Below are 14,894 nucleotides of genomic sequence, written 5' to 3' on the forward strand. Positions count from 1 at the left end.
AACGATGAGTACCTCCCCCGAGCGACTCGGCGACTCCCCGGAAACGGCGTCAGGCCTGCGGATCCCGGGACGGTATCGGCACGACTGGGCGCTGTTCGCCGACTGGTGTATCGCCACCGACCACCGGCCCATCCCCGCGAGTCCGGAGGCGCTCGCACTGTTCCTCCACGAGCACCCCGCCGCGCCCGCGACCCAGCGCCGCTGCGTGTCGGCGATCAACACCGTCCACACCCACCACGGCCACCCGGCGCCGGGGCGCAGCGAAACCGTCCGCCGCCGGCTCGACACCGCCCGCGCCACCCGCCTCGACCGCCTCGCCGCGCTGCTGCACCGGCGCGCCGCGCAGCTGCCCACCACCGGCTGGCCGAGCGGGGTGTTCGGCCGCCGCGACGCCCTCCTGTTGACCCTGGCCGCGACCGGGATGCCGTTCGCCCGGCTCGCTCGGCTGCGCCGCGGCGATCTCACCGTCGACGCCGGCACCTTCGTCGCCACCACGACCGACGGCGAACGGTTCTGCCTGCCCCCGGAGTCCGCCGCCGCGGAGAGCCCGGCGGTGGTGGTGTACCGCAGGTGGGCGGAGGTCCAGGCGTTCCTCGACGCGTACCCGAACACCGACCTGCTCGCCCAGCACCTGACCGACCCGATCGAGGTCGAGCAGGGCGTGCTCACCGACCGGCAGGCCCGGCAGCCCCTGCTGTCCCCGATCGACCGCTGGGGCCACCTGCCTCTGATGCCGCAACCGATGACCGCGCAGTCCCTCGCCGCGATCGTGCGAGACCATCTGTCCGGACGGGCACCGGCCCGCACGCCGCTGCCGCTGCCGCTGCGTAAGCAGAGCGACCGCGACGAGGGGCCGACTGTGCGGATCGAGTCGGAGATCGACCTCGATCCTCACTACTACGAACGCGGAATCGCAGCCCGCCGCCACGCTCAGAACGACCTGGAAGGCCTCACCGACCTCTTCGACGACATCGAGGACCGGACCGACCAACTCCTCGACGAATTGACGTCCCTCCTGGACAACCTGGGACCTTGACTGGAAACCGTCTCGGTCCCAAGAGAGCATTTCGGCGTGAGGTACCTCCGGGGTTCCGCTCGACCACGTGATCTTCCAGGCCAGGTCTATTCGCGCGGCCATGCGTGCACGCTGAGGTATAGATGTCTTTCATGAGTGAGTACGAGACCAAAGGCCGGGCTGGGATGGATCGACTCGAAGCGGTGGGCCGCCGGCTGATCGTCGATGGGTACGTGCGAGGCGATTCGGTGTTGAGCCCCGGTCGGCCGATCTGGTCGCGTGGACACTTTGCGGAGCTGAAAGAGCTCTACATCGATCGCTCGGATGCGAACCCGGACAGGGGCTTTTCGAGAAGCTGTCGGAGCAGTTCCGAGTGGCCAGCGACGGCGCGATCCAGCTTTTTGCCGAGCTGCTCCTGGCCAACGTCCTCCCGCTGTCGAACCACCTGGGCAAAACGAAGGTATCCCATGTTCGGCAGGTGCTCGACATGATGGAGCAGCCGGTCACCGTTCCCTACGAGGTCGTGACAGCGGTGCAGGTGGGTGCCTTCAACGGCGGGACAGCCTTCGGCGTTCGTCGCTGGTCACAACTGCGGCTGCTCATCTACTTCGGCCTGCACGTGAACTCGTTGAATGACGCCGAGCGAGACAAACTCGCCGCGGATCCGCTGGCCTTCCGCGCCGCCTTGGCCGAGGCGCCCTCGCCCAAGGAACCGGCGCAACGTGCTGTTCTCCGCTACCTCACCTTTCCGAAGTACTTCCGACCGATCGTCAACCCCACGCACCGACGCTTGATTCGAGACACCTTCGCGTCGTACCTCTCCCGCCCGGTCTCCGACGATGTCGATGTCGACCTCGACGAGATCACCCGCGCACCGGAGGCGGAGCAGGGCGAGCCGATCGACTACTACACCGACACGTGGAAGTCGATGTGGAAGCCGGTGACGTCCCCCCAGGTTCGTGCGGAGGAAGACGACGCCGACGAAGACGACGATCTGCTCGTGGCAGGTGCAGAGTTCCAGATCGGGGACCCGGATCAAGAGTTGGCGGATTCGCTGCATGTGGATCTCGAGTGGCTCGCCCGGTGTGTGGACCTGCTCCGCGACCGGCCTCAGTTGATCTTCTACGGACCGCCCGGCACCGGAAAGACCTACATCGCGAAGGCCTTGGCGCGGTACCTCGCCGGCGAAGACAACGTCAAGATCGTGCAGTTCCACCCGGCATACAGCTACGAGGACTTCTTCGAGGGCTTCCGTCCCGTGCTGCGGGGCAACGGGCAGGTCGCCTTCGAATCCGAGCGAGGAGATCGCGGCCGCCTGGATCGAGGGAGGAGCGCTGGCAGGAGCAGGACCAGTCCGACCGCGCCCTCGCCGCCCTCACCGCGCTGTTTTGCGGTGTCGTGAATCCCGGCGCCCCGCCTCCGACTGTGAAAAATGATCCTGGACAATACAATACGCTCAAACTATCTGCGGCTCTGGGCGACCTCGTCCGTCTGTGGCATGTCCTCCGTGTCGCTCATCGATACGAAGTCGATGGCGTGGGGTGTGACCCCGAGTACTCGGCACGCGCAATCGCGGAGTGCGACGGCGACTTCTGGTTCATTCAGTGTGCTGGTGAAGCTCAGTATGGAATGAATGGAACCGATTGCGGATCGGACGAGTATTCGCGACAGCTCTGGACTGATTGTCGGGCGTAGGGAGCACAGGGCGTCCTCCCACAAGGCGACGTAGTGTCGTTGTCGCCAGCGAAGCCTCAGCTGGTCGCTTTCGGGTAGATTTCGTGCTTCGCGGACGTATACCTGGCAGAGTGCGCGACGGCGCAGCACCAGCTCCACCTGGTCGTTGATCAGGATTCCTAGCGTGACCTCGGGGTTGGGTGAGAGGGCGAGTGACTGTTCAGCGCTCGACACCAGATGGTCGACTACGCGGTCGAACATTTCGACCAGGATCGCGCCCTTGTTGTCGAAATGCCGATAGATCCCTGAGCCGACGATTCCCGCAGCGGAGCCGATATCGCTCAAACTGACGCTGAGGTAGCCGTGGCGTGCGATGAGTTCGGCGGCAGCATCGAGGATGCGCTCTCGTCTTTCGGGGTCTCGTACGCGCGGGCCCGCATTTTTCGGCACTGGTGTGGCTCCTCTTCTCATCTGCCTGCCGCTGGGTGCGGCAGGTGCTGTGCCGGCCGGTGCCGCCAGCGGCACACCCTGCGGTCGTCCGGGTCGGTGTCTTGCCGGCAATTGTAGATGCACGGATCACTAACGTCACCCCTCAAGGGGGATCACGACGTAAACGCCCAGGAAAAAATGCTTGTTTACAAATGTGCGCCCCGATCCTATAGTCGCTAGTGAAAGCTCAATCACTAATGATGTGCGGTGCCGCTACGACCACGTCCATTCGGGTAGGTACCCACGAGTCGGCCGATCGGCCGGCGGCGATCCGGCCGAGATAGCACGAGTTACGGCTTCCACACCCACCGTGCCGATCGAGAAGACGGCCGCTCGTCGAACGCACATCGATCGAGAATGCGAGGCAAAGATGACGAAAATGCAGAGCCCAGCAGGAAGGGCCGGTACCGATGAACGATGACCTCTATGTAGTAGGCGCAGCCTGGTCGGACGTCTCGGACGACACCGATCTCCAACTCGACGAAGCCGTTTTCGCCAGCTGTTCGGAGGCGCTTCGAAACGCCGGCATCCGCAGGCACCAGGTCGGCTTCTCGGTGACCAGTTCCCTGGACCTCTACGACGCACGGTCGATCTCGAATGCGTTGACCGCTCCCGCCGCGGCGGCCTACCTCGGTGACGAGGTGCGGGTGGAGGGGGACGTCAGTAACTCGATCATGCTGGCCTCGGCCACCCTTGCTTCCGGCAGCGTTGACTTCGCCATCGTCGTGGCAGTGCACGTTCCAGAGATCGGAAGCGTCGCGGAACAGGATGTGGCCAAGCTTCGCGAGCACGTCAGCAGCTACACCTTCGACTCTCACCTCGATCGACCGGTGGGGATGACCTCCAACGTCACCCTGGGTCTGCATGCCGCGTCGCTACTCGATGACGGGGCTGTCGACTGGGCCGAAATGACCGAGCGAACCGCCGGCGACATCAACCGCGGCGCCCGACGATCGCGACCGCGCCGAGGCCCCGTTTCCGCCGCCGATGTTGCACAATCCCCGATGGCGGTGGCGCCGCTGACCCAACTGATGCTGCCGGCCTCATCAGCAGGTGTCGGAGCCCTGATTCTGGGACTCGGTGTGTCGGCCAGGCGCTGCCCGCAACCCTTGGCGCGTCTGACCGGCTGGGGTACGGCGACGAGCCGTAACAGCTCGGATCCGCGATGGCTGTCCGATCCGTCGGAGGCCGCCCGCACCGCCCGAGAACGGGCGTATGCGAGAGCCGATATCACCGACCCGGCGTCTCAGGTGGGATCGGTGGAAATGACAGACCTGAGCCCGGCACTGAGCCCCAGCTTGCTCAAAGCTCTGGACCTCGAGTCACTGCCCGGAGACCGGGTCAACCCCTCAGGCGGAGTGCGCAGCAATTACCCGGGCATTGCGAACGGAATGCTCCGCGTAATCGAGGCGACCGACAATCTCGCCTCCGGCATAGAGGGTGCCGCTGTGGTGCACGCCGCGGACGATTTGTGTGGGCTCGTGACCTCGACGAGCAATGTTCTCGTATTGGAGGCACCGTGAAGGATCATGCAGTAATCAGCGGCGTCGGCCTCACCAAGGCCACCTCACCGCGGCGTCAGACGATGTCGAAGTACGAGCTGTGCCGGTTGGCCGTCGACCGAGCGATCGAACATTCGGGTGTTTCCCGCGGAGAGATCGACACAGTCATCATCGGTGACATCGCCGGGTTCGAGGCATCGAGTGTGTCGGCCAAGACGATCGCCCCTCATCTCGGACTCTCGCCCATGACGACCGTCATCCCGATTTCGACGGGCGGCACGTCGGGCGGTCACCTGCCCAACCAGGCGGCCACCTTGATCAAGGCGGGGTTCGCCGAGCGGGTGCTGTGCGTCGCGCCGAATACGTTCGACGGCCCGGTCGATCTGCAAGCTGTGATCAACACGAACTCTCCGATGATCATGGAGCAGCCGCTCGGGATGGGCGCCTCGCATATGGGTGCGTTCTTTCCAGCCGCGTACCAGGAGACATACGGGATCAGCGACGAGGATCTGATGCTGATCGCGAAGAAGAACCGCGCAGATGCCGACTTCAATCCGTACGCGCACGTAAACAGCACTCTCGATGACAAGCATGCAGATCGGATGATCTCCACCCCCCTGCGCCTGGGTATGACGTGCCCGGTGTCCTCGGGAGCGATTGCGCTGGTCGTGACCGCAGAGAGCCTTGCGCGGGCAGAATCGCCGAATCCACTGGTGCGCATCTCCGCACACGGTTCCATCAGCGACGGCTACCTCGGCGGTAAGCGTCGCGATTTCTCCAAGTTCGAGGTCGTCGAAATCATGGCCCGCCGGGCGTACCGAGAGGCCCAGATCCTGAACCCGTTCGACGATTTCGATGTCGCCGAGCTGTTCAATCCGTTGGCGCCGATGGAGTACATGATGATGGAGGCTTTCGGGCTCTGCGAGTACGGGACGGCGCCGACGCTGGTCAAGGATGGAGCCACGCAATTCGGCGGAGCGCTGCCGGTGAACCTGTCGGGCGGCATCGTTTGCACGAACCCCGGGCTCGCGGGTCAGATCGCCCCTGTCGCCCACGTGGCCCTGCAGCTGATGGACCAATCGGTTACCCGCCAGGTCGAGGGCGCGAAGCGAGGCCTCGCACACAGCGCCGGCGGCACCTTCTTCCAGTTCCACACGGTAACCGTTATGGAGCAAGTTGCCTGACGTGAGGCACGCAAGCAACTTCACTTCACACCAAAGGATGACACGATGACTCAAACCACCACCTCCGACACCCTGATCCACGACGTCCACTGGGAGATCGACTACAAGGTTCGACTCGGACAGGCTTGGACCCGCTTCATGCGGGGCCTGCAGAACAAGGAACTGTGGGCCACCCGCACCAAGGACGGCGCACGCACGTACCTGCCTCCGCAGACCTACGACGAGGCGACCTTCGAACCGATCACCGAGTGGGTGCAGGTCGAGCCGGTAGGAACTCTGCGCGCGTCGACGATCGTTTACCAGGGCTTCGAAGGCGGCCCGACCGCGCCGTACGCCGTCGGAGCGATCGAGATCGACGGCACCGATTCCCTTCTCATGCACTTCATCGGCGGAGTCGATCTGACCGATCCCGATGCGGCGCGCGCCCAGCTGCGCTCCGGGACGCGGGTACGTGCGGTGTGGGCCGACGAACGTAATGCGGAGATCACGGACATCGCCCATTTCGCGGTCGAGGGCTGATCATGCTCGCGGACGAGGGTGTCTTGCTGCTTCCGGACCTTCACGAGCTTCGTGAGCGTCTTGTCGGGCTGCGCTTTCCCGACGGAGTAACCGCAGTCCGCGAGCATGAAGCGTGGTTGGGCCACGAAGCCATGCTGGCTCCGGACGTCGACGGAGACCACCTACATCCTTTGTGGCCCCTCATCGTCGGTATGCGGGGGATGGGCACCAGTGTCTCCGAGCTGTGTGAGCTGGTCGGGAAGAGACCCGACGACGCCATCATGTTCGGCGAGCTCGAGATCAACCAAATCACGCCACTCGTAGTGGCGATGGTGTACACGGTGCGCGGCGAGATTCGCGACGTGGTTCGCCGCACGGGCAGACGGGCGGGGGTCTTCGACGTCGTCACCTTCGAGCTCGAGCTGTGCCCACCGTCCGGAGCGGTGGCGGCGACGGTAACCAATTCCTTTGTGTTCGTCAGGAGGACGTGATGTCGACTGTCCGCGTCGGAACCGAGATTCCCCCGGTCCGCGTACGAGTCGAAGCGGAGCCGATGAAAGTCTTCACGCTGATCACCGACGACCCCAACCCCATTCACTGGAATCCGGACGCGGTCCGGGCCGCCGGCTTGGGGGAGCAAGTGATCAACCAAGGAGGACTCAATGTCGGCTACGTCCTCAATGCAGTAACCGCTTGGACGGGCTCTCGCAGCAGCATCGTCGGCACTCGAGTGCGATTTCTCGGAAACGCATTCGCCGGAGACGACCTCGTCGCCGGCGGAGAGGTGGCCGATGTGGACGAAGCCACGACGCCTCCCATCGCCACGTTGAATGTGTGGCTTCGCAGAACAGACGGTGCCGAACTGGTGGCCGGAACTGTCACCGTCCGTCTCCCCGATCCTCGAAAGTGAGACCCCCATGCGTCAATCCTTACGCGACGCGTTCGATCACTCGTTGAAGCTGAATGCGGACACGGTCGCGATCGAGTTCGATGAGCAGCGCATCACGTACGCCGAACTCGACCACTGGGCGGCCGCGGTCGCTGCGCAACTGTCCGGGCTCGGCGTCGGTCCTGGTGATCCGGTCGCGATCTACCTGCACAACTGCCCGGCGTTTTTCGCCGTCGATATCGCGATCGCTCGCCTCGGCGCGGTGAAGGTTCCCCTCAATTACATGCTGCCGATCGGAACGATCGGACACTGCCTGCGCTCGGCCCGCGTCCAGGTCATGGTGACCGGCACACGGTTGGCCGAAGCGGCACGTTCGGCCGCGGCGGATCTACCGGACCTGATCGTGCTCGAAGCAACCGAAGACAAGCTCGCGGCTGCGGTGTCCACGAGTGTCCTGGTCGGACAGCCGGATCCAGATGCCCAGATCGCGCCGGTACCTGCCCAGGGTAATGCGGTGACACCGGAAAGCCCTGCCGCTCTGTACTTCACCGGTGGTACCACCGGTCTGCCGAAGGGGGTTCTGCACAGTCAGCAATCGACCCTGGCGCTTCACTACGCGCAACTTCTCGAAGCAGAAATTCTGCAGGACGAGCGGCTGCTGTTGATGACACCGCTCGCCCACGCGGCAGGTCTGTTCGGTCAATCCGCACTCATTCGAGGCGCGACAATCGTGTTGACAGACGGATTCGACGCCGAGTCCACGGCACAACTGTTGACAGAGGCCGGCATCACCTGGGTCTTCCTTGTCCCCACGATGATCTATCGACTGATCGATGTTCTCGAGGGAACTGAGCGGGACCTGTCGCTGCGCACCATCGTCTACGGTGCGGCGCCGATCGCCCCCTCGCGTTTGGAGCAGGCGTTGGCGGTGTTCGGGCAGGTCTTCGTGCAGCTCTACGGGCAGACGGAGTCGCCGAACTGGGGGACCCGGCTGGCGAAGAAGGACCACGACGTGGCCCGTCCTCATCTGCTCGGTTCGTGCGGCCAGGCCTCGATCATGGCCGATGTCAAGATCGTCGATGATTCCGGTCGGTCGCTGGGACCGAACGAAACCGGTGAGATCTGTCTACGCACTCCTTACCTTCTCGATCGGTATGTCGACGCCCCTGAGGCAACCAGCGAGAAGTTCTTGGACGGGTGGATCAGAACCGGCGACATCGGAACGCTCGACTCAGCCGGCTATCTGTATCTCCTCGACCGTAAATCCGACATGGTGATATCCGGGGGAATGAACGTGTACTGCCGCGAAGTCGAAGATGTACTGACCACCCATCCGTCAATCAAGGACGTGGCAGTAATCGGTATTCCACATCCGGACTGGGGTGAGTCCGTCCACGCCGTGGTGGTACCGGGTGATCGCTTCGACGCGCAGGAAGTCATCGAGTGGACCCGGGGTCGGCTGGCTGCGTACGCACGTCCGAAAACCATCGAGGTCGTCGATTCCCTTCCTGAGACACCGTTCGGGAAGGTCGACAAGAAGGTTCTACGCGCACCCCACTGGGCCGATCAAGTGCGGGCGATCGGATGAACACGCCCGCACTCGGTCCCGACCCGCGACCACAACTGAGTCCCGATTCACCAACACCGAAAATCAAGGGGTGGATCTGCGAGAAATGCCATCATCCACTCGCGTTACCCGCCCCCTGGTGTCCGCTGTGCCACGGCGCTCTCCACGATGCGCAGTGGGGGCCGTCAGGACAGGTCTGGTCCTCGACCGTGCTTCGGGTTCCGCTCCCGGGCAGGACACCGCCTCTGATGCTTGCCTATGTGGATCTGGATGACGGTCCGCGTGTCCTGGGGCACGTTTCGAGCGAGACCGTTGAGCGATTGCATGTGGGTGAGCGCGTCACGCTTGTCGGCGCGTCGCCCGACGGCGATCTGCTGTTCGTCACCGAATGAGTTGAGACCTAACAGGAAGGATCCACGCTGTGGACGCATTCATCAGGGGTGTAGGCACCTCGCTCTTCGGTAAACAACCCGAGCTCACCGCATCGGAACTGATCTGGACGGCTGTGACGGAGGCGCTGTCAGACGCCGAGCTCGAGCTGCCCGAAGCCGTCTATGTCGGTACGTGCTTCGGCGAGCCCGGCATTGCGCAGCGCGCGCTGCACCGCATGGGCATCACCGGATTGCCTATCACTGTTATGGAAAACGCTTGTGCAAGTTCGACACATGCGTTTCACGAGGCAAGTTCGGCAGTGGACTCCGGTCGATACTCCAACGTGCTTGTCGTCGGTGTCGAACACCTGACGTCGCGCTTTTCCGGTGCAATTCCGGTGGATCCCCGCGATTTCGAGGGCAGGGCAGGCCTCGGTCTTCCCGCACTGTATGCGATGTCGGCTGCCCGGTACCAAGACCGGTACGGTGTCACGCCCGAACAGCTCGCGGCGATCTCGGTGAAGAACCACGCACACGGAATGCACAATCCCCGTGCCCAACACCGCGCTCCCGTCACGATCGAGCAGGTACTGAAGTCACGGATGATCTCCGATCCGCTGACGCTTCTGCAGTGCTGTGCGATCGCGGACGGCGCCGGAGCAGTCGTCATCGGCAACACCAGACGCTCCTCGCGAGATATCAAGGTCCGCGGAAGTGCTATGCAAACCGGTGGACTGTGGAACCACGCAACCGAGAACGTGTGGGGCCACGATCTGATCGCGGCCACCGCAGCCAGTGCCTATGATGCAGCGGGAGTGCAGATCGAGGACATCGACGTCATCGAACTTCACGATGCTTTCACCATCGGTGAGATCGTCACGACCGAAGCCCTCGGCATGGCGCCGCTCGGTGAAGGGGCATCGTTGGCCACCGGTGGTCACACGGCACTCGGCGGAGCACAACCTGTCAATCCGTCCGGTGGACTGCTGTCGCGAGGTCACCCGCTCGGTGCCACCGGGACCGCGCAGGTCGCCGAACTCGTGTGGCAACTACGCGGGGAGGCGGGCGAGCGGCAGGTACCCGGCGCGCGACTGGGCCTGTTGGAGACGATGGGCGGCGGAGCCGGTGGTGTCGACGGCAATGCCTGCGTCGTCTCGGTGCTCGAGGGCAACTGAGACTGCGCGGCCATGGATCAGAGACTCCGGAGAACCGACACGTGATATTCGACGCGATGCTGCCCGACACCGTCGACAGCGCAGAGGACAGTGCCGTACAGGAACGTGCGGGATTTGGGACGACGTGGACGACCGAGACGTCCCAGGATCCGTTCATTCACCTCACTCTCGCCGCCGAGCGAACGTCGACAATCGGTCTCGGCACTGCGGTTGCCATCGCTTTCGCGCGAAATCCGATGTCGACCGCGCTGACCGCGAACCACCTGCATCAGGTTTCCGGTGGAAGGCTCCTGCTCGGCTTGGGTACCCAGGTCAAGGCGCATATCGAACGGCGCTTCAGCATGCCGTGGAGCCATCCGGCAGCAAGGATGCGTGAATACGTACTGGCGCTGAGGGCGATCTGGAACTGCTGGAATTCGGGAGAGGCGCTCGTCTTCGACGGGCGTTTCTACCAGCATTCACTCATGCCGCCGCTCTTCGATCCCGGCCCCAACCCCTTCGGCGCGCCCCCGGTATACGTCGCAGGAGTGGGCGAACGCATGGCTGCCGTGGCCGGTGAAGTTGCCGACGGGTTCCTGGCCCCGCCGTTGGCGACGGCCGCCTATCTCCGACAGGTGCTGCTCCCTGCCGTAGCAGTGGGAAGTGCGCGATCGAACGATGTGGTGACCTCGACCTTCCAAACCTGTGCGATGCCGTTGGTCGCAACCGGTTGTGGTCCGGCCGAGCTGGATGCAGCGATCGAGGCGACACGCGCGCGCCTCGCGTTCTATGCGTCGACGCCGGCGTACCGCACCATTCTGCAATTGCATGGATGGGCCCACGTAAGTGAGCAGTTGGGCGACTGCGCCAAGCGGCACGAGTGGTCGGCGATGCCGCAGTTCATTACCGACACGATGCTCGATACGTTCGCTACCGTGGCGTCCCCGGGAGAGGTCACGACGGCTCTCCGTAAGCGATACGAGGGGATAGCCGACCGAGTCATCATGTACCCCGTGCAACCGTGGTCGGCTGCGTTGACTGCTGAGGTGCTTCGATCGTCGAGTCGAGCAGACTCGAACTGACGGTAGAGATACAGGAAAGCCCCGAGTTGGCTCATTTCGTTAGACGATATGAGGGGTTGGGCTGGGGCCTCACTGACCGGAAAATGATTTGGGGAGTGGGCGCACGACGGTAGCGGGTGAACGGTCCCCGCTGTTGCTGATTGTGGATGTGGGATCGGTTCAGGCCGCGGGTTCGAGGCTGACGGTGTACCCGAGCACGGCGAGCTGGCGGATGTGGTCACGGATCCTTCGCTGGGTGTTGATCTTGCTGGTGTAGTAGTCGACTCCGAGGTCGTGGAAGCGGGCGGTGGGGTCGACGAGCAGGTGCCAGACGGTGACGAGGATGGAGCGTGCGATGGCGACGAGCGCTGTGAGCTTGCCGCGGCGTTTGACCAATCGCCGGTAGCGTTCTCCGAGGAAGGTGTCGGTGCGGGCAGCCGCTGCGGCGGCCTCGCCGAGAGCTCCCTCAAGGTAGGGATTGCCCCTGCCGGGCGTGCCGGAGCGTATTTTGGGGCCGGACTGGACCGTGCACGGGCAGATCTTGGTCCAGGACACCAGGTGTGCGGGCGTGGGGAAGCGGGTCATGTCCAGGCCGATCTCGGCGACGATGACCTGCGCCCGAGGGTCCGATGCCCGGGATTTCGTCGAGACGCTCGAGCGCGGTGAGCCCGGCGGCGATGCGGCATGGAGAACCTGCGTCGCTCGGGCCGGTGACGGGGGTGTCCGTAGCGCTGTCCGGGTCGGGCACCATCGTGGCCATCGTCGCGAGCAGTTATTCGATGCGAGTGGTCAGGGTGGCGATCTGGTCGGACAACGCGTCGATCTGATCGAGCAGTATCCGGGCCAGTTCGGCGTGATGGTCGTCGAACCGGCCGGTCAGCGACTCGACGAGGGCGGCCTTCTTGGTTCGCATCCGTCCGCGGGCCAGCTCGGCGAGCCGGCGCGGATCGCGCTCGCCGCCGATCAGGGCCTCGAGCATGTCCCTCACCGAGCGGGAGTCGATGCTCGACGCCACCGACGACACCTTGATCAGGGGCGTCCTCGAGCAGTTTCTCGAGCCGCTGCCAGTGCCGGGTGCGTTCCCTGGTCAGATCGATCCGCAGCCCGGTGGTAACCCGGCTCGGGTGCCTGCGCGGAGTGTCCACACTGACCGCGTTCGGGTTGGCCGTCGAGATCGGCGACTGGACGCGCCTGACCGGCCGCTCGATCGGCGCCTACCTGGGACTGGTGCCCAGCGAATCCTCGTCGGGCGCGATACGGTCACAAGGAGCGATCGCCAAGACCGGCAACGGGCACGCGCGTCGGCTGCTGATCCAGGCCGCCTGGCAACACCGTCGCCCATATCGTCCCGGGGTGGCTCTGCGGCGGCGATGGGACCACGCCTTCCCGGCCGCCCGGGCCCGTGGTCAGCAGGGTAACCGGCGCCTGCACGCGCGGTGGAACGACTTCGAGCATCGGCGTAAGCGGCCGGCGGTGGCCACACCGCGATTGCCCGGGAACTCGCCGGTTGGTGCTGGTCACTGGCCGTCCTCGACGACTGAGACGGGGGACGCCACGAGCATTCCTCGAGGCCCCGATCCTGATCGTCACTCGCCGGGCGGCAAGGTCGGATCTCCTCGCTGCGCTGCGGAGACTCCGCCTTGCTTCTCTGCCTCGTGACGATCCGGCAGGCCCGGGACCGAGGAATACCCACGGCGCCCGACAGACGTCCGGATGATCCTGCGTGGTGGTGACGGCAGCGCCTGGGAGTGACCCGCGAGCGACCTATGAGCAATCCTCAACTCCGCGTTGGGATCACGCTCGCCATTAGACCCGCGAACCACTCCAGCCGAACAGTCCGTCCTGCGGTAACCAACCCGTATATCAGAGTGACCACGCGTCGATACCGACACGCTCGCCACCACCGCCCCGGTCATTCGGTCAAATGAAGCGGCGTCCGCGACGACGGTCGTGGGCGCCGCTCCTCCCTGCCCTCTTGATGCGATGAAGGGGCGGGGCCTCCCGCTCCCGTGGTTCCCGGCGAATGCTGGGGGTGTCACATCCACACGACATAGGAGGCCCCTATGAGCGAGTATGACGGAAAACAGTTCGTCGGGATCGATCTACATCGGCAACGCTCGGTGATCGTCCGACAATCCGACACCGGCGAGCAACTCTCCACGGTGCGGATCATCAACGACCCAGCCTCGCTGGTCGCACAGCTCGGGAAAGCCGGAGAACACCCGGAGGTGGTGCTCGAGGCCACCTACGGCTGGTACTGGGCGGTAGACGCACTGCAGGCAGCCGGCGCACGCGTCCACCTTGCACACCCGTTGGGTGTCAAAGGATTTCGATACCGTCGCGTGAAGAACGACGTCCGTGACGCGTCAGATCTGGCAGACCTACTACGGATGAACCGCCTGCCCGAGGCGTGGATCGCGCCTCCTCCGGTGCGGGAGTTGCGCGAGTTGGTGCGCTACCGGGCAAAGCTGGTCGCGATCCGTTCAGGTCTCAAGGCGCAGGTGCACGCAGTGCTCGCCAAGGAAGGACTGCTGATCCCCGTCTCGGACGTCTTCGGGATCGACGGCCGCAGGCGGCTGGCGAAGATCCCGCTCGGCGCGGCCTACGCGCAACGGGTCATCTCACTGCTCGAGCTGATCGACACCCTCGACACCCACGAGGCACGTTTCACGACGGCGATCGCCGACCAACTGCGGGGCCATGTCGGCTACCGCGTCATTCAGCAGCTGCCCGGCGTCGGCCCGGTCCTCGGTGCGGTGTTCGTCGCTGAAATAGGAGACGCCCAACGGTTTTCGGGGCCCGACCGGTTGTGTTCGTGGGCGGGACTGACCCCGCGCCACCACGAGTCCGACACCGTCGTTCGGCGAGGACACATCACCAAGCAGGGCAGCAAACTGGTCCGCTGGGCGGCGGTCGAGGCCATCCAGCACCAACCGACCGGCACGAAGATCTCCGCCGATCGTGCACGCATCGAGGCCCGCCGCGGCAAGAACATCGCCAAGGTCGCCGCGGCCCGCAAGCTGCTCACCCTCGTCTACTACGGGCTGCGCGACGAAAACATCCGCGCTCTGGCCCACCAGCGGACGGCGGCGTGAGCACCCCGGACGCAGCACACGCGCGGCCGCTAGTTTGTCTGACCCCCGCATCGCGGCGTGGTCGTGCCGCTTGATTGGCCCCGTGTGTTGCCACCGCACCGCTCCATGTCCGCCCCATCGGGGCCGGACGAAGGGATGACCGGCTGCCGAGGAATTCGGCCCTGCCCCAAACCCATACGCATCACATTGGAGACGTTGCCACTACACGCAACTGCATACCGCCACCCCCCCGACTCTCGCATCAGTGTGCGCCGTTCCGGGCCACGGTCAAGATCGTTCGTCCTCGCTGCGCTGCGGGCGCTGCATCTTGACCGACGTGCCCTTGTCCGGCGCTGTCCACATGGAGGCCGGAACGGGCTTGAATGGCCGGAACGGCCTGAATAGCACCCTTGACA

15 protein-coding genes and 1 pseudogene are annotated in these 14,894 nt (G+C 64.6%); 13 read left to right on the forward strand and 3 right to left on the reverse strand.

What is annotated here, in order from left to right:
* Positions 1–4 precede the first annotated feature (4 nt).
* Positions 5–1,036 carry a hypothetical protein gene (locus M1M07_RS10630; protein WP_248674118.1) on the forward strand — a complete coding sequence of 344 codons (1,032 nt, stop codon included), beginning with the start codon at positions 5–7 and terminating at the stop codon, positions 1,034–1,036.
* Positions 1,037–1,388: 352 nt separating this feature from the next.
* A complete protein-coding gene (locus tag M1M07_RS33005; protein ID WP_248674119.1) occupies positions 1,389–2,417 on the forward strand; it encodes an AAA family ATPase in 1,029 nt (342 codons plus the stop codon).
* Positions 2,418–2,476: 59 nt separating this feature from the next.
* On the opposite strand, the gene M1M07_RS10640 is transcribed toward M1M07_RS33005, so the two are convergent.
* On the reverse strand, positions 2,477–3,139 hold the full coding sequence (locus M1M07_RS10640; protein ID WP_248674120.1) for a TetR/AcrR family transcriptional regulator: 663 nt from the start codon (positions 3,137–3,139) through the stop codon (positions 2,477–2,479).
* A 449-nt stretch (positions 3,140–3,588) separates the two neighbouring features.
* Between M1M07_RS10640 and M1M07_RS10645 the strand changes: the two genes are divergently transcribed.
* Genes M1M07_RS10645 through M1M07_RS10685 form a run of 9 tightly spaced genes read left to right on the forward strand, consistent with a single transcriptional unit; the run spans position 3,589 to position 11,425 of the window.
* Positions 3,589–4,701 carry a hypothetical protein gene (locus M1M07_RS10645; protein WP_248674121.1) on the forward strand — a complete coding sequence of 371 codons (1,113 nt, stop codon included), beginning with the start codon at positions 3,589–3,591 and terminating at the stop codon, positions 4,699–4,701.
* The gene (locus M1M07_RS10650; protein WP_229582175.1) at positions 4,698–5,864 is read left to right on the forward strand and encodes a thiolase family protein; all 1,167 of its coding nucleotides are present in this window, start codon (positions 4,698–4,700) and stop codon (positions 5,862–5,864) included. Before M1M07_RS10645 ends, M1M07_RS10650 begins: the two co-directional genes overlap by 4 nt.
* Positions 5,865–5,909: 45 nt before the next feature.
* Positions 5,910–6,383, forward strand: a complete 474-nt coding sequence (locus tag M1M07_RS10655; protein WP_248674122.1) for a Zn-ribbon domain-containing OB-fold protein — start codon at positions 5,910–5,912, stop codon at positions 6,381–6,383.
* 2 nt (positions 6,384–6,385) lie between these two features.
* Positions 6,386–6,853 (forward strand): hypothetical protein, encoded by a 468-nt coding sequence (locus tag M1M07_RS10660; protein ID WP_248674123.1) that lies wholly within the window; start codon positions 6,386–6,388, stop codon positions 6,851–6,853.
* Positions 6,853–7,272 (forward strand): MaoC/PaaZ C-terminal domain-containing protein, encoded by a 420-nt coding sequence (locus M1M07_RS10665; RefSeq protein ID WP_248674124.1) that lies wholly within the window; start codon positions 6,853–6,855, stop codon positions 7,270–7,272. Before M1M07_RS10660 ends, M1M07_RS10665 begins: the two co-directional genes overlap by 1 nt.
* Positions 7,273–7,315: 43 nt before the next feature.
* Positions 7,316–8,839, forward strand: coding sequence for a class I adenylate-forming enzyme family protein (locus M1M07_RS10670; protein ID WP_248674125.1), 1,524 nt, complete (start codon positions 7,316–7,318; stop codon positions 8,837–8,839).
* Positions 8,836–9,210 carry a Zn-ribbon domain-containing OB-fold protein gene (locus M1M07_RS10675; protein ID WP_248674126.1) on the forward strand — a complete coding sequence of 125 codons (375 nt, stop codon included), beginning with the start codon at positions 8,836–8,838 and terminating at the stop codon, positions 9,208–9,210. Before M1M07_RS10670 ends, M1M07_RS10675 begins: the two co-directional genes overlap by 4 nt.
* Before the next feature lie 29 nt (positions 9,211–9,239).
* A complete protein-coding gene (locus M1M07_RS10680; protein ID WP_248674127.1) occupies positions 9,240–10,364 on the forward strand; it encodes a thiolase family protein in 1,125 nt (374 codons plus the stop codon).
* Between the two features lie 41 nt (positions 10,365–10,405).
* Positions 10,406–11,425, forward strand: a complete 1,020-nt coding sequence (locus tag M1M07_RS10685) for a TIGR03617 family F420-dependent LLM class oxidoreductase (protein ID WP_248674128.1) — start codon at positions 10,406–10,408, stop codon at positions 11,423–11,425.
* A gap of 159 nt (positions 11,426–11,584) precedes the next feature.
* Here the strand turns inward: M1M07_RS10685 and M1M07_RS10690 are convergent, their stop codons facing one another.
* Entirely contained in the window at positions 11,585–11,989 is a 405-nt protein-coding gene (locus M1M07_RS10690) for a transposase (protein WP_248674129.1), read from the reverse strand.
* 187 nt (positions 11,990–12,176) lie between these two features.
* On the reverse strand, positions 12,177–12,419 hold the full coding sequence (locus tag M1M07_RS10695; RefSeq protein ID WP_248674130.1) for a hypothetical protein: 243 nt from the start codon (positions 12,417–12,419) through the stop codon (positions 12,177–12,179).
* Positions 12,420–12,505: 86 nt separating this feature from the next.
* Between M1M07_RS10695 and M1M07_RS10700 the strand changes: the two are divergent.
* A pseudogene (locus M1M07_RS10700) lies at positions 12,506–12,945 on the forward strand (transposase); the annotation flags it as partial.
* Between the two features lie 522 nt (positions 12,946–13,467).
* Positions 13,468–14,499 carry an IS110 family transposase gene (locus M1M07_RS10705; RefSeq protein WP_248674131.1) on the forward strand — a complete coding sequence of 344 codons (1,032 nt, stop codon included), beginning with the start codon at positions 13,468–13,470 and terminating at the stop codon, positions 14,497–14,499.
* Positions 14,500–14,894: the final 395 nt, after the last annotated feature.

The organism is Rhodococcus sp. HM1, assembly GCF_023218075.1.
Lineage (GTDB): Bacteria > Actinomycetota > Actinomycetes > Mycobacteriales > Mycobacteriaceae > Rhodococcus.